Here is a 16,842-nt window from a genome sequence, read left to right as displayed (position 1 = left end):
CCAACCAACCTCTAACTCCGCTAGCGCCATGCAACGCCTGCTCGGCTCCGCCCTCGCCATCGCCCTCCTCACCCAGGCCGCCATCGTGTCCGCCCAAGACCTCCTCGCCGACTCCAAGGCGCCCGCCGCGCTGGCGTTCGAGATGAAGACCCTCGAAGGCGAGCCCGTGAACCTTGCCGACGAGTACGCCGGCAAGGTGGTGCTCTTCGTCAATGTCGCCAGCAAGTGCGGCTACACCCGTCAGTACGCCGGCCTGCAAGCGCTCAACGAGAAGTACGCCGACCAGGGCCTCGAGATCGTCGGCGTCCCCTGCAACCAGTTCGGCGGCCAAGAGCCCGGGACGGCCGAAGAGATCGCGACGTTCTGCTCGACCAAGTACGGCGTCGACTTCGACATGCTCGAGAAGGTCGAGGTCAACGGCGACGGCCAAGCGCCGCTCTACAAGTACCTGACGAAAGAGTCGCCCCACCCCGGCGCGATCAAGTGGAACTTCGAGAAGTTCCTCGTCGGCCGCGACGGCAAGGTCGTGGGCCGCTACGCGTCGGGCGTCGCGCCAGGAGACGCCGACTTCGTCGCCGACATCGAGAAGGAATTGGCGAAGAAGTAGGGAGTGAAGAATCCCCCCTCCCTTTTAGGGAGGGGTCGGGGGAGGGTGTCGATCGTCTGCAACGATGTCGTCCGCCTTTGGAGCGACACGCAATCTAGTTGTAGCGCGACCCAGTTGTGCGCGACATCGTTGAGGGAGTATCAAGACCCTCCCCTAAACCCTCCCTAATAAGGGAGGGGGACAGCGCACGTCGCTGACGCTCGTTAGTTGGCTGCGGTGGCCAACCCACGTCCCACCAGCCACCCCTCCAGCACCGCGGGCCAAGCGGCTACCGACCCCTCGGTCGCCCACATGCCATAGCCGTGGCCGCCCGTCTCGTAGAGGTGCATCTCAACGGGCACGCCGTGCGCACGGCACGCTTCGTAGTAGCGCTGCGCGTTGGCGACGGGCACCGCGCCGTCGTCGATGCTGTGGACGATCAGCGCCGGCGGTGTTTGGGCGGTGACTTGTTCGTCAGCAGACATTTGTACGACGAGCGCCTCGTCGGGCGATTCGCCGAGCAGATTCCGACCCGACCCGCCGTGCGATACTTCGGGGCGCATCGAGATCACGGGATAAACGAGGATCGAAAAATCGGGCCGGGCGGAGACTTCGGCGAACGTATCGTCGATCCCTTCGAGTGGCCCTTCCAGCGGCAGGTCGAAGAGGGTCGATGCGGTCGCGGCAAGATGCCCGCCGGCCGAGAAGCCCATCACACCGATCTTCGCGGTATCCACTCCCCATTCCTCCGCACGGCTGCGCATCAGGCGCACCGCGCGCTTCGCATCGGCCAGCGGGACCGGATGCAACTGCTTGCCGCCGCCGCAGCGGTACGGGACCACCATTGCGGTGACGCCGCGCTGGCTCAACCACTCGGCGACGTAGTGCCCTTCCTTGTCGATCGCCTGCCCTGCGTAGCCGCCGCCAGGGAAGACCACGACCGCCGCGCCGGTCGCGTTCATGGCCTCGGGTCGATAGACGCTAACGACCGGGTGCTCGACGCCCGTCAGCCAGCGATTCGGTCGATCACTCTCACGACCCTCGTACTTGCCGATGTCGTCCGCGGCGAGTTGCGTGTCGCCCCACAGCGCGATTTCGATTGGCTCCGAACCCGCCGCTATCGTCGTAGCGACCGACAGCGTCCCCGACATCAGCACCTGAATAATCATTCGGCAGATCATACGGACTCGTCTCCGATACGAAGGACACCCACCACGGCCGGTGCGTATTCGCGGACGTCCCAACCCGATTCCGAGCGATGCTCTTTCACCCGACCGGGAAGGAGTGAAAAGTCGAAGCGCTGGTCCGCTTCGATCACCAGCATGCTCTCCGGCGGCGCGTGCTTCAACAGCGCCTCGATGAGCATCAGCATCTCGTCCTGCCGTTCGATGAAGAACGAGTATGGCGGCGAGATGAACGCCAGCCAGGGCGATTGCGGGTTGGGGATGGCGGATGGCGGATCGGTTTCCCTCGTCCCCCGTCCCCCGTCCCTCTTCCCTAAGTCTCTTTGCGCCCACACAAAGGCGCTCGCCATCATCAACTCGCACACCCCCTCCACGCCCATCGCCTTGATGTTCTGCTTGACGATCTCGGCGGTGGGGACGTGGCGTTCGATGAACAGGCAGCTAGCGGCCCCGCGGCTCAGGGCCTCCAGGCCCAGCGCGCCGGTCCCCGCGAACAGGTCCATGGCGTGCTTCCCCTCGGCGTCCGTGCCGACAAGGTTGAAGATCGCCTCTCGCACCCGGTGCTTCATCGGCCGCGTGACCCGTTCGCCCGCGACGGCGCCCGACGTGTGCAGCAGGGGCTCGCTGGTCAGTTTCGTACCGCGATACTTGCCGCCGATGATCCGCAGATCGATCGCTTCGGTGGGGATGTCACTCTTGGGACGTCGCTTGGCCATAGGGGGAGAGGCTAGATGCTAGAGGCTAGAGGCTAGAGAATGGGTGGGAACCGCCTCTCGGCGCCCGACGTAGAAATCGCTTGATCAACCGCATTGGCTAGACCGCCATCATCTAGCCTCTAGCCGCTAGCCTCTAGCCTCTCCCTCCCATGTCCATGTTTCGCTCGCTTGTCGCCGCGATGCTGCTAGGCTTTGCCGTTACGGAGGTCCGCGCCGACGCCGCGGCCGACTACAACGCGGCCCTGGCGGATTACCGAGCCACGTTCTCGGAGATCGAGAAGCTCTTCACGGAATACCAAGCCGCCGGCCCGGACCGTCGAAAAGTCATCAACGAACAGCTCAAGCCCCTCGGCATCAAGGCCAAGACCAAATTGAACGCTATGACCCAAGCCGCCCTCGAAGTCTACAAGGCCGACCCCAACGGCGATCCGAAGATCACCGAGTTGCTGCTGACGGTCGTGGATTTCGACATCGTCGGCGGCCCCAATGGCGGCGGCGATCAGTACGAGGAGGCCCTGCCGATCATCGAGGCCCTTGTGGAAGGGGGCGAGGACAAGCCCGTGCTGCCATTGTGGGGCGTGCTGGCCGCGATCTGCACAAACGACTTCGACAAGGCCGACGAGTTCGCCAAGAAGGCCGTCGAGATGAACTCACTGAAGGCCGACCCGGGCCAGTCTGAAGCGGCCCAGGACGTCTTTTCTCAGGCGGTCCGCTACCTCCAGGAGAAGGACCGCTTCCGCAAGCGTTGGGAAGCGGAGAAGAAGGTCCGCGACGCCGAGGCGGCCGCCGACAACAACCCGCGGGTGAAGTTCACCCTCGAGAAGGGGGACATCGTCATCGAGCTGTTCGAGGACCAAGCGCCAATCGCCACGGCCAACATGATCACGCTGGTGAAAGACGGTTTCTACGACGGCATCGTCTTCCACCGCGTCCTCCCCAACTTCATGGCCCAGGGCGGCGACCCCACCGGCAAGGGCTCTGGCGGCCCCGGCTACTCGATCGCCTGCGAGTGCTACCGCCCCGACGCCCGCAAGCACTTCCGCGGCTCGCTGAGCATGGCCCACGCCGGCAAGGACACGGGCGGCTCGCAGTTCTTCCTCTGCTTTGTGCCCACCGACTTCCTTGACGGCAAGCACACGGCGTTCGGCCGCGTCGTTGAGGGGATGGAGCTCTTGGGCGAGATCCAGCGGATCGACCCGGACAAGCCGACCGGCGCCGAGCCCGACAAGATCGTGAATGCCGAGGTGGTCCGCGATCGCGGCCACGCCTACGAGTTCAAGAAGCTGCCCGAACGGTGATCCGCCGCGGCTGGATCACGACGTTCCCGCCACCACCCCGTTGGGTCTGACCCATCCGTCGGGTCTGAGCCGTGGGCGGGAGCCCTCGGTGTGAAGCGGGTACCAGCCACCCACCGAGGGCTCGCGCCCACGGCTCAGACGAACACCTCCAGGGAGGGGTTTCGGTCGCTTTCTCCCCCCACCCTCTCGGCGCTGTCGTATACGTGCGTTCATGCGGCCATAAAGGGCCCTTACGCGGTGCTTTGCGCGCCGCTTGATGGTTTGTCCCTCCGGCGTGCTGGGACGCCGTAGATGGCCTTCTAGCGGCTCTCAGCGGGGGTTGAGTAAAACCACCCGTTCGGGTGGCGCCGACTTTTCTACTTTTCCGGCGCCCGCCGCTAGCACTTTGCGGCCGCGAACCGTTGACGCATGGCGTAGGTCTTGCCTACGCTACTTTGCTCTGGCCTATGCTGCGACTGCTCCTATTGGCCGGCCTAATTGACTACCCCGGCAATCCGCCGCCAATCTCGGTTTTGCGTTCTCGATGCACCTGAAATCACTCAAGGTGTTCTGCGACATCATCCGACTAGGCAGCTTTTCGAAAGCTGCCGAGCTGAATCATGTCTCGCAGCCCAGCGCAAGCCAGCTGGTGAATCACCTCGAAGAGCGCTTGGGCGTCGAGCTCATCGACCGCTCACGGCGGCCGTTCCTCGTCACCGACGCGGGGACGGCCTACTACGAGGGCTGTCGCGAGCTCGTGCAGCGCTACGAAGAGCTGGAGAGCCTCGTCCGCGGGTTGCAACAGTGCCCCGGCGGGCGACTGCGGGTGGCGGCGATCTACTCGGTCGGCCTCGGGCAGATGCACCGCGTCGTCGAAGAGTTCCGGCGCGAGCAAGCCGGCGCCGAGCTGCGGGTCGATTACATGCACCCCGACCAGGTCCGCGCCGCGGTCCTGTCGGGCGAAGCCGAGCTGGGCATCACCAGCTTCCCCGAAGCGGGCCGCCAGCTCGGCGTCACGCCGTGGCGTGACGAGGCGTTCGCCCTTGCGGTTAACCCCGATCACGAGCTCGCCACCGCCGGCAAGGTGGCGGTCCACACCCTCGACGGTCAGTTCATGGTGATGCCGCAAGCGGGCCTACGCGTGCGCGACGAGATCGACCGCTGGCTGGCGTCGCACAACGTCTCGGCCAAGGTCGCCGCCGAGTTCGACAACCTTGAGTTTGTTAAACGCGCGATCGAAGTCGGCGAAGGGATCGGCCTGCTCCCGGCCCAGACCTTCCTCAACGAGACCTACTCCGGTTCGCTCGTGCGGGTCGACCTCGTCGACGACGAGGGGAAGCCCGAGACTTTCGTGCGCCCGCTGGGCGTCATCCATCTGCGTGACGAAGAACTGACCGAAGCGGCCGAGCATTTCTTGCGGCTCTTGGCGAGACACGCCAACGACCTGCCGGCGCCGATCCCGCGCAACGGCCTCGGCAAGGGCTCGGCCAACGGCTCGCCGCGAGCCGGCGCCACCTGACCGCCGCCGCTCGAGTCCCCTCTCCCTCCTTACGAAGTCACCGCGACCCCTTTCTTGATTAACGCGATGTCGACGAAAAAGCCGCTGATCCACCTGCCCCAGGCGCAGGGCCTATACGACCCCCGCAACGAGCGCGACGCCTGCGGCGTCGGCTTCATCGCGAACGTCAAAGGCGTGGCGTCGCACCAGATCGTCGTGGACTCTGAGGACCTCCTGCGCCGCATGGATCACCGCGGCGCTTGCGGTTGTGAGGAGAACACGGGCGACGGCTCGGGCATCCTGACCGCTGTGCCGGACCGCTTTTTGCGTTCGGCGATCAAAGAAGATCTCAAGATCGATCTCCCCGAGGCGGGCCGCTACGCCGTCGGCAACGTCTTCTTCCCGCAAGTTGAGGGGGCGCGCGCCAAGTGCAAGGCCGAGGTCGAACGCCTCGTCAAAGAGGAGGGCCAGCGCCTGCTCGGTTGGCGCAAGCTGCCGGTGAAGGCCGAACTGGCGAACCTCGGCGAGACCGCCCGCAACGCGGAGCCGGCGATCGAGCAGATCGTCATCGGCGCCGCCGACAACTGCGAGGGAGAGGCCTTCGAGCGCAAGCTCTACCTGATCCGCAAGCGCGCCAGCAACCTGCTGCGCCGCGACGTGTCCGTCGAGCAGCGCGAGCTGTTCTACTTCTGCTCGCTCTCGACGAAGGTCCTCATCTACAAGGGCATGCTCACCACCGAGCAGCTCTACAAGTACTACCCCGACCTCAAGGACCCGACCTTCGAGAGCCATCTGGCGATGGTCCACTCGCGGTTCGCGACCAACACGTTCCCGAGCTGGGACCGCGCGCAGCCGCTGCGCTTCATGTCGCACAACGGCGAGATCAACACCGTCAAGGGGAACGCCAACTGGATGTTCGCCCGCCAAGGCGTGCTCAAGAGCGACCTCTTCGGTGACGACCTGAAAAAGCTGTTCCCGATCGTCGAGCCCGATTGCAGCGACTCGGGCACCTTCGACAACGCGCTGGAGTTCCTGTTGATGACCGGCCGCAGCCTCCAGGGCTCGGTCATGATGATGGTCCCCGAGGCGTGGCAGAACCACGCCACGATGAGCGAGACCAAGCAGGCCTTCTACGAGTACCACTCCGCCCTGATGGAGCCGTGGGACGGCCCCGCGTCGATCGTCTTCACCGACGGCAAGTACATCGGCGCCGTGCTCGACCGCAACGGCCTACGCCCCTCGCGCTATTACCTGACGCACGACGACCGCGTCATCATGGCGAGCGAGGTCGGCGTCGTCGATGTCGACCCGGCGAACGTCAAGGCGAAGGGCCGCCTCCAGCCGGGCAAGATGTTCCTCGTCGATTTCGAGCAGGGGCGCCTGATCCCCGACGAAGAGCTCAAAGAAGACTTCGCCGGGCGTCAGCCTTACGGCAAGTGGCTCACCGAGAACCGCATCGAGCTCAACGACCTGCACCCCGAGAACGAGAAGCACGGCTTCAAGAGCTCGACGCTGCTGGAGCGTATGCAAGCGTTCGGCTACACGGCCGAGACGATGAACTTCATGCTGCTGCCGCTGGTGAAGGTCGAGAAGGACCCGATCGGCTCGATGGGCAACGACAGCTGCCTGGCGGTGCTCAGCGACAAGCCGCGGATGCTGTACGACTATTTCAAGCAGCTGTTCGCGCAGGTCACCAACCCGGCGATCGATTCGATCCGGGAAGAGGTGATCATGTCGCTAGAGTGCTACATCGGCCCCGAGCTGAACCTGCTGGAGTCGACGCCCAAGCACGCGCACCGGTTGCGGCTGCCGCACCCGATCCTCTCGAACGAACAGCTGCGTGCGATCAAGCACATCGACCGCGGCGACAACGTCGGCAACTGGCGTTCCAAGACAATCGACATCACCTGGGCCCGCGAAGAGGGCGTCGCCGGGCTGCGGCCGGCGCTGGAGCGCATCTGCGCCGCGGCGGAGAAGGCGGTCGATGAGGGCTACGCCATCGTCATCCTGTCCGACAAGAAGACCGACGCGGATCGCGTCCCCGTGAGCGCGCTGCTCGCCGTCGGGGCCGTGCATCAGCACTTGGTGAAGACCAACAAGCGCACCCGTGTCGGCATCGTCGTCGAGACCGGCGAAGCCCGCGAAGTGCACCACCACTGCTTGCTCGTCGGCTACGGCGCCGACGCGATCAATCCCTACGTGGCGTTCGAGTCGCTATGGCGGGCGCGGCGCGACGGACTGCTCGACGACGGCGCCGAGCAGCTGCCGGCCGAAGAGTCGGGCGAGGGCCTCGAGCACCCCACCATCGAAGCCGCCGCCGACGGCGAGGCGATCGACCCGGTCACCGCCGCCGACCACGAGCTGGTGCGAAAGTACCGGACCGGCGTCGCCAAGGGCATGCTCAAGGTGATGGCAAAGATGGGCATCTCCACGCTCCAGAGCTACAAGGGCGCGCAGATCTTCGAGGCCCTCGGTCTCAAGGACGAAGTGATCGACCTCTGCTTCACCGGCACCGCCAGCCGCGTGCAGGGCGTCGGCTTCGAGGTGCTCGCCGAAGAGTCGCTCCGCCGCCACAAGCTTGGCTATCCCGGCGAAGGCCAGCGCCGCTTGCCGGTCCTCCCCAACCCGGGCGAGTACCACTGGCGCGCCGAGGGCGAGCGCCACATGTGGGACCCCAAGAGCATCGCCGACATCCAGGTCGCCGCCCGCAACGGTGACAAAGATTCCTACAAGCGGTTCGCCGACCACATCAACTACGACAGCCGCACCCGCTGCCAGCTGCGTGGCTTGCTCGAGTTCAAGAAGGAGGGCAACGGCGGCCCGATCTCGATCGACGAGGTCATGCCCGCCAAGGAGATCGTCAAGCGCTTCTGCACCGGCGCGATGTCGTTCGGCAGCATCTCGGCCGAGGCGCACGAGACGCTCGCTATCGCCATGAACCGCCTCGGCGGCAAGAGCAACACCGGCGAGGGGGGCGAAGACCCCGCGCGCTGGACGCCCGACGACAACGGCGACTCGCGCCGCTCGGCGATCAAGCAGGTCGCTTCGGGCCGGTTCGGCGTCACGATCAGCTACCTCACCAACGCCGACGAGATCCAGATCAAGATCTCGCAGGGCGCCAAGCCCGGCGAGGGCGGCGAGCTCCCCGGCCGCAAGGTCGATGAGAACATCGCGCGCATCCGTTACTCGACGCCGGGCGTGGGCCTCATCAGCCCGCCGCCGCACCACGACATCTATTCGATCGAGGACCTCGCCCAGCTCATCTACGACCTGAAGAACGCCAACCGCGCCGCGCGGGTGAGCGTCAAGCTGGTGTCGGAGGTGGGCGTCGGCACGATCGCGACCGGCGTTGTGAAGGGCCATGCCGATCACGTGCTCATCGCCGGCGACGGCGGCGGCACCGGCGCTTCGCCCCTCACCAGCATCAAGCACGCCGGCCTGCCGTGGGAGCTGGGCATCGCCGAGACCCACCAGACCCTGATGGCGAACGACCTCCGCAGCCGCGTCGTCCTGCAGACCGATGGCGGGCTCAAGACGGGCCGCGACGTCGTCATCGCCGCGATGCTCGGCGCCGAGGAGTTCGGCTTCAGCACCGCTCCGTTGATCACGCTGGGCTGCATCATGATGCGCAAGTGCCACCTCAACACCTGCCCGGTCGGCGTGGCGACGCAAGACCCCGAGCTGCGGAAGATGTTCCGCGGCAAGCCCGAGCACGTCGTCAACTACCTGTTCATGGTGGCCGAGGACGCCCGTGAGCTGATGGCCGAGTTGGGCTTCCGCGATATCGACGAGATGGTCGGCCGCATCGACATGCTCGACGCCACTAAGGCGATCAAGCACTGGAAGGCGGACGGCCTCGACCTCACGAAGCTGTTGTCGCCGGGCCCGCGCCCCTACGACAACGCCGGCACGTACTGCACCCGCAAGCAAGACCACGGCCTCGAGAAGACGCTCGACCTGCGTCGCCTCGTCGACCTGGCGAAGCCGGCGCTCGAGCTGGGCGAACCCGTCTCGGCGGAGCTGCCGATCGTCAACACCGACCGCACCGTCGGCACGATCCTCTCCAACGAGATCGCCAAGCGGTACGGCGAAGAGGGCCTGCCGGACGGCACCATCCACTTCAAGTTCGAGGGGCACGCCGGCCAGAGCTTCGGCGCGTTCCTGTCGCACGGCGTGACGCTCGAGCTCGAAGGCGACTCCAACGACTTCGTCGGCAAGGGCCTCTCGGGCGGGCGCGTGATCGTCTACCCGCACAAGACCTCGACGTTCAAGGCCGAGGACCAGATCCTCGTCGGCAACGTCTGCCTCTACGGCGCGACGCGTGGCGAGGCGTTCTTCCGCGGCCGCGCGGCCGAGCGGTTCTGCGTCCGCAACTCGGGCGCGACGGCCGTCATCGAGGGCGTCGGCGACCACGGCTGCGAGTACATGACCGGCGGCCGGGTCGTGATCCTCGGCCCCACCGGCCGCAACTTCGCGGCGGGCATGAGTGGCGGCATCGCCTACGTCTGGGCGAAGGATCGGGCTGCGTTCTCCCTCGACTGCAACCTCGGCATGGTCGAGCTGGAGGACGTGATCGACGAAGAAGACATCGCCGAACTGAAGGCCCTGATCGCCAAGCACCAAGACCTAACCGGCAGCCCCGTCGCCGCCGCCCTGCTCGCCCGCTGGGACGAAGCGCAGGGCGAGTTCGTGAAGGTCATGCCGACAGACTACAAACGCGTATTGGAGGAGAAGAAGGCGAAGCGAAGCGCCACGCCTGTCACGGTGTGAGGATCAGAATGACCAATGACCAAGCCCCAATGACCAATGATTCGATTGGCGCCGCTGTGCCGAAGCGAGACTTTGATCTTGCGGAGCGTACGGCGGTGTTTGGGGAGGCAGTCATTCGGTTCGTTAGAGGATTGCATCGCGACGATGTTAATGGCCCTTTGGTACGTCAGTTGGTTCGGTCGGCAACGAGCATCGGCGCCAACTACGCCGAAGCCGACGAGGCTGGGTCGCGGAAAGAGTTTCAATACCGAATCAGTGTTTGTGTCCGTGAATCGCGCGAAACCCAGTATTGGCTCCGTATGATTGCCGCCGCATGTCCCGATTCAAAAGAACTGGCTAGGCGGCATTGGCAAGAGGCGAAAGAGCTGACTCTGGTCTTCGGAGCCATCTACAGAAACACTAAACCCACAGCTAAATGATCCTTCACTGACATTGGTCATTGGGGCTTGGTCATTGGTCATTCAGAAACAAGCTCTCCCTTTAGTTGAGACAGCGGTCGATGGGAAAACCCACCGGATTTAAAGAGTTCCAACGCCAAGCCGTTCCCTACCGGGACGCGCTCGATCGTGCCGCGGACTACCTCGAGATCTACACCCACGCCCCCGAGGAGCAGCTCAAGACGCAGGGCGCTCGGTGCATGGATTGCGGGGTGCCGTTCTGTCAGTCGGATACCGGCTGCCCGATCGACAACCTGATCCCCGAGTGGAACGACCTCGTCTACCACGGGCGGTGGAAGGACGCGCTGGCGCGGCTGCACAAGACGAACAACTTCCCCGAGTTCACCGGCCGGGCTTGCCCCGCACCGTGCGAGGGGTCGTGCGTCCTGGGCATCACCAGCCCACCGGTCACGATCAAGAACATCGAGAACGCGATCATCGACAAGGGCTGGGAGATGGGCTGGGTCGTCCCCGAGCCCCCCGAGTTCGAGTCCGGCAAGAAGGTCGCGATCGTCGGCTCGGGCCCCGCGGGCCTCGCCGCCGCGCAGCAGCTCCGCCGCGCCGGCCACGACGTCACCGTCTACGAGCGCGCCGACCGCATCGGCGGGCTCTGTATGTACGGCATCCCCAACATGAAGCTCGATAAGGGGACCGTCGAACGCCGCGTCAACCAGCTGCGGGAAGAGGGCGTCAAGTTCGTCACCGGCGTCCACGTCGGCAAGGAGGAAGAGTTCGCTCCCGGCCACATGACGGCCATCATGCAGGAGCGCAAGGTGCCGGTGAAGTTCGTCGATCCGCAGCATCTGGTCGACGAGTTCGACGCGGTGCTCCTATCGACCGGCGCCGCCAAGCCGTTCGACCCCACCGGCAATTGCCCGGGTCGCGACCTGGAAGGCATCCACTTCGCGATGGACTTCCTGACGCGCAACACCAAGAGCCTGCTCGACTCGAAACTCGGCGACAAAGCCTACCTGTCGGCCGAAGGGCTCAACGTCATCGTCATCGGCGGCGGCGACACGGGCGCGGACTGCATCGGCACCTCGCTCCGCCACGGCGCAAAGAGCATCGCCAACTTCGAGGTCGTCCCCAAGCCGCCCGAGGAGCGTCGCGCCAACAACCCCTGGCCGCAGTGGCCGATGGTCTACCGGATCGACTACTCGCACGCCGAGATGATCGCCAAAGAAGGCGAGGACCCGCGCAAGTACTCGGTGCTCACCAAGGAGTACGTCGGCAAGGACGGCAAGCTCACCGGCGTACGGACGGTGACGGTCGATTGGTCGAAGCCGATCGTCGGCGGCGCGCCGTTCAGCGAGGTCGAGGGGAGCGAGAAGGTCTGGCCGTGCGAGCTGGTGCTGCTGGCGACGGGCTTCGTCGGCCCCGAGCTGTCGCTGGCCGAGGGCCTCAACCTCGAGACCCAGGCCCCGCGCGGCGGCTGGAAGACCATCAAGGCCGAGCACGGCAAGTTCGCCACTAGCGTCCCCGGCGTCTTCGCCGCGGGCGACTGCCGCCGCGGTCAGTCGCTGGTGGTGTGGGCGATCAACGAGGGCCGCGGCGCCGCCCGCGCGATCGACGAGTACCTGATGGGCTACACGTCGCTGCCCGCGCCGGGTGTGAATCTGCCGCAGCAAGTGGTGTAAGTAGCGGTCAGCGATCGGCTTTCAGCGATCAGCTAATAAGGGACGAGAGCCGCTGCCGTGGTACGGCGGCGGCTCTTGCCTTATATCTAGCTAACAGTTGACCGCTGAAAGCTCCCTGCTGACCGCCTTTTCCAACCTCGGAGGTCGCTGCGCTGTGGAACAAAAGAACCCCTACGCTAATTTCGGCGCCGAACCGGCCGAGCCTCCCGCCTCCCCCCATCACTCGCAGCCGGTGGGCCCCGCCGCGGACATGACGTGGCCGATCTTGCTGCATCTGTCGCTCTTCGCCGGCTACGTCGTTCCGCTCGCCGGTTTCATCGCTCCGCTGGTGATCTGGCTGACGATGAAGGACGAGTCCCCCGAGATCGACGCCCACGGCCGCGTTGTGGTGAACTGGATCATCACCTCGGTTATCTGGTGGGCGATCGCCCTCGCGCTCTGCTTGGTGTTTATCGGCATCCCCCTGGTCATTTTCCTCGGCGCGATCAGCGTGATCTTTCCGATCATCGGCGCGGTGAAGGCAAGCAACGGCCAGCTCTGGAAGTACCCGACCTCGATCGCGTTCTTCTGACTCCCTCCGAGAAACGCCGCGGCGTCCAACAAAAAGAGGCCGCGACCCAAGGGTCGCGGCCTCTCTTTCGTTTGTCTCATTCGCTAACTGCTAACGACTAACCGCTAACAGCTTCCGCCTCAGCTGAGCTTGCCGAGCGCCTTGAGCAGCGCTTGGGCCTGCTCGACGCCGCCGACCTTCGCGGCGAAATCTTGGGCCTCGATCAGGTGCGACAGGCTCACCTTGTCGGTGGGGCCGGCGGGACGACCGGCGGGACGGCCGACGCGACCGGTCTTCGGGCCGGGCTTCGCGCCCTTCTTCTTCTTTTTCTTCTTCTTGCGGCCGAGCATCGCGGCCTTGACATTGCTCACCAGCGCCAGGGCGACGTCGATGCCCTTCTTCTTCAGCTCGGTGGCGACTTCGGTCGGGCCGGCGTCCGGATGCGACTTCAGATACTCCCGGATCGCTTCACTCTTGTTGGGCCCGGAGGCCTTCTTCTTAGCCACTGCTTACGCTCCGCTCGTTTCAAGTTAGTCGTTGGCCACGTTTAACGCGGCCATCATGTAGTAGATTTCTACTACTAAACACAAAGTTGATACTAAACACCAGCCCTAGCCGTAGAAACCACTCCAAGTCCGATTACTTTTTGGGCAGGAAACGATGTGCATGAACAATCGATGGCAGGTGATTAGCCCACGATTAGTTTAGGATCTATCCATTCATGAAACGGCAAGAACCGCTGCTGAATCGCCGACCTCGGCCCTACGCGGCGCATTGGCGACGATAAGGGAAGTGATTACGATCAGCCTGCCGCGCTTAAGGCAAGTGCGGGATTCTCGTGCGCAATTCAGTGGTGGAGTCTCCTATGGCCTGGTTGTTCGAGCGGACCGTTGAGGCAGCGGCCTGGGTGGCGTTTGTCGCGGCCTGGGTTTCATTAGGGCTGGCGATCTATTGGTTCTACCTGTTCCTCGCGACTTGGCAGGCCGACGCCGATTACGGCCTGTTGCGTGACGCCGCAATGTCGGCCGGCTCGGTTGTCGCATTCGCTTTAGGTCTTGGCGGACTCGCTTGCGTCGATCGCTTCCTCTTCGACGCCGACGACCACCCACGGGTTTAGTCGCGCCCGGGGGCGAACCGGACGCTAAGGCGTGCCGGCTGATAACACCATCAGCCGCGGGGCCTCCGTCTCGATAGAACTGGGCCCGGTTCATGCCAGGCAGTGATTCACCAACCGCGCAAGAAAAGGGGCCGTCGAGTTGCGGGAAACTCGACGGCCCGTGAAGCGGTGGTGGGAGTCGGCCTAGCGAGGGAGGCAAAGGGCCGACTATCAGGCGGGTCTGTTGTCTTGTGGCGAGGGTCGCTCGAGTTGGGTTCTCAGTGAAAAATCGATTCCCCGAGACGGCCCCAATACAGGGGGTCGAGGGAATCGGTTGGCGACCATCGCCGGTCTCTTATACCGAAAGCCATCTAAGGCAGGTCGCGTGCCAAACCGTGTCCCAACGCGACGGCACGCCGAACCACGGCGTTTTTCCGCCGTACAACCGGGTTAAGCCCCGACGGTTTGCAAAGTTTACAAGCCCGTCTTGTAGTTTGTTCCGCCCGCGGGGCCGGCTGGCAGGCGTCGGTGGATGCGTTGATAATGCCGCTCCGTCGTTTGCCGCACGCTAGCACGCCCGTCATTGCCCCCCGCCACTGGTCCCGATGCTGCTTCTCGAAGGGGTCCGCAAGTCGTACGCCCAGCCCGGCGCCGACCGGCTGCCGATCCTCGACGTCCCCCGCCTGGCGGTCGCCGCCGGCGAGCAGGTCGTCATCCGCGGCCGCAGCGGCTGTGGCAAGACCACGCTGCTGAACTCGATCGCCGGCCTGACGACGATCGACGCCGGCAAGATCACGCTCAAGGGCGTCGAGCTCACGCGTCTCCCCGAAGCGGCCCGTGACCGCTTCCGCGCGCGCCACATCGGTTACGTCTTTCAGACGTTCAACCTGCTAGCGGGCTTCACGGCGTTGGAGAATGTCCTCCTGGGGATGACCTTCACCGGCCAGCGTCCCGACCGCACCCGGGCCGCCGACCTGCTGGAGCGCGTCGGCCTCGGCCACCGCGGCCACCACAAACCCGCCGCCATGAGCGTCGGCGAGCAACAGCGCACCGCCGTCGCCCGCGCGCTGGCGAATCGCCCCGCGCTGCTTTTGGCCGACGAACCGACCGCCAACGTCGACCCGGCCCACCAGCAACAAATCATCGACCTCCTCCGCGGCGTCTGCCGCGACGAGAACGTGGCGATGCTGCTGGTGACACATTCGAACGAAGTGTCGGGCCAGTTTGATCGGGTCGAGCAGCTCGAAGAAGTCAACCAAGTGATGAAGGCGACCGTGTGACGAGGTCGTATCGCCTCCGAAATGACCAATGACCAAGCCCCAATGACCAGTAAAGAATCCTGATCGCCTTCATTGGTCATTGGGGCTTGGTCATTGAACATTACGAGATGTAATCGATGTCCCTTTGGCGAATCGCCTGGAAGAATATGCAGCAGCGGGGCCTTGCCTCGTCGCTGACGGTGTTGTCGATGGCGCTGGGCGTCGCGGTGATGGTCGGCGTCATCGTGATCCACGCCGTCACCGTCAAGCAGTTCACGGCGTACGCCGGCGGTTACCAACTGATCGTCGGCGGCAAGGGCGGCGATTTGGACCTCGTCCTCAGCACGGTCTACCACCTCGGCGAGTCGCGCTACACGCTCCCCTACAGCTTCTACCGCGAGTTCATCGACGGCAAATACGCCGACCTCACGATCGCGGCCATCCCCTACTGCATGGGCGACAGCTTCGACCCGCGTCCCCAGGAAGACGGCCCCAGCGGTGAGCTCTTCCGGGTCGTGGCGACGACCCCCGACCTGTTCGACAAGCTCGAGTACGGCGTCAACCGCGACGGCACGCCGCGCAAGTACCAGTTCCAAGAGGGCGGCCGCAACTTCCGCAGCGACCACGCCTTCGAGGCGGTGCTCGGTTCGGTTGTCGCGGCGAAGAGCGGCGTCAAGGTTGGCGAGACGATCCACCCCACGCACGGCATCAGCGGTCGCGGCGATACGCACGACGCGTTCCTCGTCACGGGCATCCTCGAACCGACCGGCACGGCCAACGACCGCGCCGTGTTCGTGAACATCGAGGGCTTCTACCTGCTGGAAGGGCACGCCCTCTCGGCGAAGACACGCAAGACCGAGCTCCCGCCGCTGGTGCTCGGCTCCGACGCCGCCGCGCGGGTGGGTAAACAGAAAGACGACACGCTGCGGGTCGGCGACGCCAACTACGAGGTTGTGGCCACCCTCGCCGAGACCGGCACCAATGTCGACGAGATCGCCTATGCCCCACTCGACGGCTTCGAGTTGCCCGAGAAGAACGTTGAGGATGCTGAAGCATCGACGGCGATCCCCGCCCAGCTCTACGACAACGACGACAACCTCATTACGCCGCTCCCCGAGCCGCAGCGTGAGGTGTCATCGATCCTCATCCTCAGCGACGACCAGATGGGTCCTACGATCCTCACCACGCAGATCAACAAGGACCAGAACGTCTCCGCCCAAGCGATCGCCCCGATTCGGACCGTCTCGAACCTCCTCGAAAAGATTATCGGGCCGGTCCAAATTGTTCTCCTAGTGCTGACAGTCCTGATCGTCGTAGTCGCCTCGATCAGCATCCTGGTGAGCATCTACAACTCGATGAGCGAACGCTCGCACGACATCGCCGTGATGCGGGCGCTGGGGGCGAGCCGTTCGTCGGTGATGCTGATCGTGCTCAGCGAGTCGATCCTGCTATCACTCGCCGGCGGCGTGCTGGGGATCGTGCTCGGCCACGCCCTGATCGCTGCCGCGGCGCCGTATATCGAAACGCAGGCCGGCATCCAACTGGCGTTCTGGGAGTTCGACCCCTGGGAGGTCGCGGTCATCCCCGCCCTGGTCGTGCTCGCAACCCTGGCGGGCCTCCTGCCAGCCATCTCCGCCTACCGCACCGACGTCGCCCGCTCGCTAGGGTGAAGGAGGGGATGAAGGAGGGGCTAAGGGGCTGAGGAGTTAAGGGGCTGAGGGAAGACGGGGGAACGCTTGCGCGTTCCCTTAGCCCCTCATCCCCTCAGTTCCTCAGCCCCTCCACTTACCGATTTCGACAGCCGCGACTAGAAGCCGTAGAATCGAATCCGT

Annotated in this window: 13 protein-coding genes; 10 read left to right on the top strand and 3 right to left on the bottom strand. The window is 64.8% G+C overall.

What is annotated here, in order from left to right; genetic code table 11:
* The first annotated feature begins 28 nt into the window (after positions 1 to 28).
* The gene (locus Spa11_RS01260) at positions 29 to 607 is read left to right on the top strand and encodes a glutathione peroxidase (RefSeq protein ID WP_145105734.1); all 579 of its coding nucleotides are present in this window, start codon (positions 29 to 31) and stop codon (positions 605 to 607) included.
* Between the two features lie 203 nt (positions 608 to 810).
* Here Spa11_RS01260 and Spa11_RS01255 read toward each other — a convergent pair whose 3' ends face one another.
* Entirely contained in the window at positions 811 to 1,767 is a 957-nt protein-coding gene (locus Spa11_RS01255; RefSeq protein ID WP_145105731.1) for an alpha/beta hydrolase, read from the bottom strand.
* On the bottom strand, positions 1,764 to 2,486 hold the full coding sequence (locus tag Spa11_RS01250; protein ID WP_145105728.1) for an RsmD family RNA methyltransferase: 723 nt from the start codon (positions 2,484 to 2,486) through the stop codon (positions 1,764 to 1,766). Before Spa11_RS01250 ends, Spa11_RS01255 begins: the two co-directional genes overlap by 4 nt.
* A 149-nt stretch (positions 2,487 to 2,635) precedes the next feature.
* Here Spa11_RS01250 and Spa11_RS22695 point away from each other — a divergent pair, with 149 nt between their 5' ends.
* The 6 genes from Spa11_RS22695 to Spa11_RS01220 all read left to right on the top strand — a co-directional run bounded on the left by Spa11_RS22695 (position 2,636) and on the right by Spa11_RS01220 (position 12,676).
* Positions 2,636 to 3,784: a peptidylprolyl isomerase gene (locus tag Spa11_RS22695; RefSeq protein ID WP_197529654.1), complete on the top strand. Its 1,149-nt coding sequence runs from the start codon at positions 2,636 to 2,638 to the stop codon at positions 3,782 to 3,784.
* Between the two features lie 523 nt (positions 3,785 to 4,307).
* The gene (locus tag Spa11_RS01240) at positions 4,308 to 5,282 is read left to right on the top strand and encodes a LysR family transcriptional regulator (RefSeq protein WP_145105725.1); all 975 of its coding nucleotides are present in this window, start codon (positions 4,308 to 4,310) and stop codon (positions 5,280 to 5,282) included.
* A gap of 66 nt (positions 5,283 to 5,348) precedes the next feature.
* Positions 5,349 to 10,031, top strand: a complete 4,683-nt coding sequence (locus Spa11_RS01235; RefSeq protein ID WP_145105722.1) for a glutamate synthase-related protein — start codon at positions 5,349 to 5,351, stop codon at positions 10,029 to 10,031.
* Positions 10,032 to 10,039: 8 nt separating this feature from the next.
* Positions 10,040 to 10,450, top strand: a complete 411-nt coding sequence (locus tag Spa11_RS01230; RefSeq protein ID WP_197529653.1) for a four helix bundle protein — start codon at positions 10,040 to 10,042, stop codon at positions 10,448 to 10,450.
* A gap of 80 nt (positions 10,451 to 10,530) precedes the next feature.
* Positions 10,531 to 12,105, top strand: a complete 1,575-nt coding sequence (locus Spa11_RS01225) for a glutamate synthase subunit beta (RefSeq protein WP_145105719.1) — start codon at positions 10,531 to 10,533, stop codon at positions 12,103 to 12,105.
* A 154-nt stretch (positions 12,106 to 12,259) separates the two neighbouring features.
* Positions 12,260 to 12,676 carry a DUF4870 domain-containing protein gene (locus tag Spa11_RS01220; protein ID WP_231933102.1) on the top strand — a complete coding sequence of 139 codons (417 nt, stop codon included), beginning with the start codon at positions 12,260 to 12,262 and terminating at the stop codon, positions 12,674 to 12,676.
* Between the two features lie 119 nt (positions 12,677 to 12,795).
* Here the strand turns inward: Spa11_RS01220 and Spa11_RS01215 are convergent, their stop codons facing one another.
* Positions 12,796 to 13,161 carry a hypothetical protein gene (locus Spa11_RS01215; protein WP_145105716.1) on the bottom strand — a complete coding sequence of 122 codons (366 nt, stop codon included), beginning with the start codon at positions 13,159 to 13,161 and terminating at the stop codon, positions 12,796 to 12,798.
* Positions 13,162 to 13,520: 359 nt separating this feature from the next.
* Between Spa11_RS01215 and Spa11_RS01210 the strand changes: the two genes are divergently transcribed.
* The 3 genes from Spa11_RS01210 (at position 13,521) to Spa11_RS01200 (ending at position 16,680) form a co-directional block, all read left to right on the top strand.
* The gene (locus Spa11_RS01210) at positions 13,521 to 13,772 is read left to right on the top strand and encodes a hypothetical protein (protein WP_145105713.1); all 252 of its coding nucleotides are present in this window, start codon (positions 13,521 to 13,523) and stop codon (positions 13,770 to 13,772) included.
* Positions 13,773 to 14,356: 584 nt separating this feature from the next.
* Positions 14,357 to 15,031 carry an ABC transporter ATP-binding protein gene (locus tag Spa11_RS01205; protein WP_145105710.1) on the top strand — a complete coding sequence of 225 codons (675 nt, stop codon included), beginning with the start codon at positions 14,357 to 14,359 and terminating at the stop codon, positions 15,029 to 15,031.
* A gap of 116 nt (positions 15,032 to 15,147) precedes the next feature.
* Positions 15,148 to 16,680, top strand: coding sequence for an ABC transporter permease (locus Spa11_RS01200; RefSeq protein WP_145105707.1), 1,533 nt, complete (start codon positions 15,148 to 15,150; stop codon positions 16,678 to 16,680).
* Positions 16,681 to 16,842: the final 162 nt, after the last annotated feature.

Source organism: Botrimarina mediterranea (genome assembly GCF_007753265.1).
GTDB classification, from domain to species: Bacteria; Planctomycetota; Planctomycetia; order Pirellulales; family Lacipirellulaceae; genus Botrimarina; species Botrimarina mediterranea.
The sequence above is the reverse complement of the archived record's forward strand: the minus strand, read 5'-3'. Positions and strand labels throughout refer to the sequence as shown.

Bases quoted from the DNA above. Each gene is read 5' to 3' on its own strand.
- Spa11_RS01240 (WP_145105725.1), top strand. From the start codon at position 4,308: ATGCACCTGAAATCACTCAAGGTGTTCTGCGACATCATCCGACTAGGC.
- Spa11_RS01205 (WP_145105710.1), top strand. From the start codon at position 14,357: ATGCTGCTTCTCGAAGGGGTCCGCAAGTCGTACGCCCAGCCCGGCGCC.
- Spa11_RS01255 (WP_145105731.1), bottom strand. From the start codon at position 1,767: ATGATCTGCCGAATGATTATTCAGGTGCTGATGTCGGGGACGCTGTCG.
- Spa11_RS22695 (WP_197529654.1), top strand. From the start codon at position 2,636: ATGTCCATGTTTCGCTCGCTTGTCGCCGCGATGCTGCTAGGCTTTGCC.
- Spa11_RS01250 (WP_145105728.1), bottom strand. From the start codon at position 2,486: ATGGCCAAGCGACGTCCCAAGAGTGACATCCCCACCGAAGCGATCGAT.
- Spa11_RS01210 (WP_145105713.1), top strand. From the start codon at position 13,521: ATGGCCTGGTTGTTCGAGCGGACCGTTGAGGCAGCGGCCTGGGTGGCG.
- Spa11_RS01235 (WP_145105722.1), top strand. From the start codon at position 5,349: ATGTCGACGAAAAAGCCGCTGATCCACCTGCCCCAGGCGCAGGGCCTA.
- Spa11_RS01260 (WP_145105734.1), top strand. From the start codon at position 29: ATGCAACGCCTGCTCGGCTCCGCCCTCGCCATCGCCCTCCTCACCCAG.
- Spa11_RS01225 (WP_145105719.1), top strand. From the start codon at position 10,531: ATGGGAAAACCCACCGGATTTAAAGAGTTCCAACGCCAAGCCGTTCCC.
- Spa11_RS01200 (WP_145105707.1), top strand. From the start codon at position 15,148: ATGTCCCTTTGGCGAATCGCCTGGAAGAATATGCAGCAGCGGGGCCTT.
- Spa11_RS01230 (WP_197529653.1), top strand. From the start codon at position 10,040: ATGACCAATGACCAAGCCCCAATGACCAATGATTCGATTGGCGCCGCT.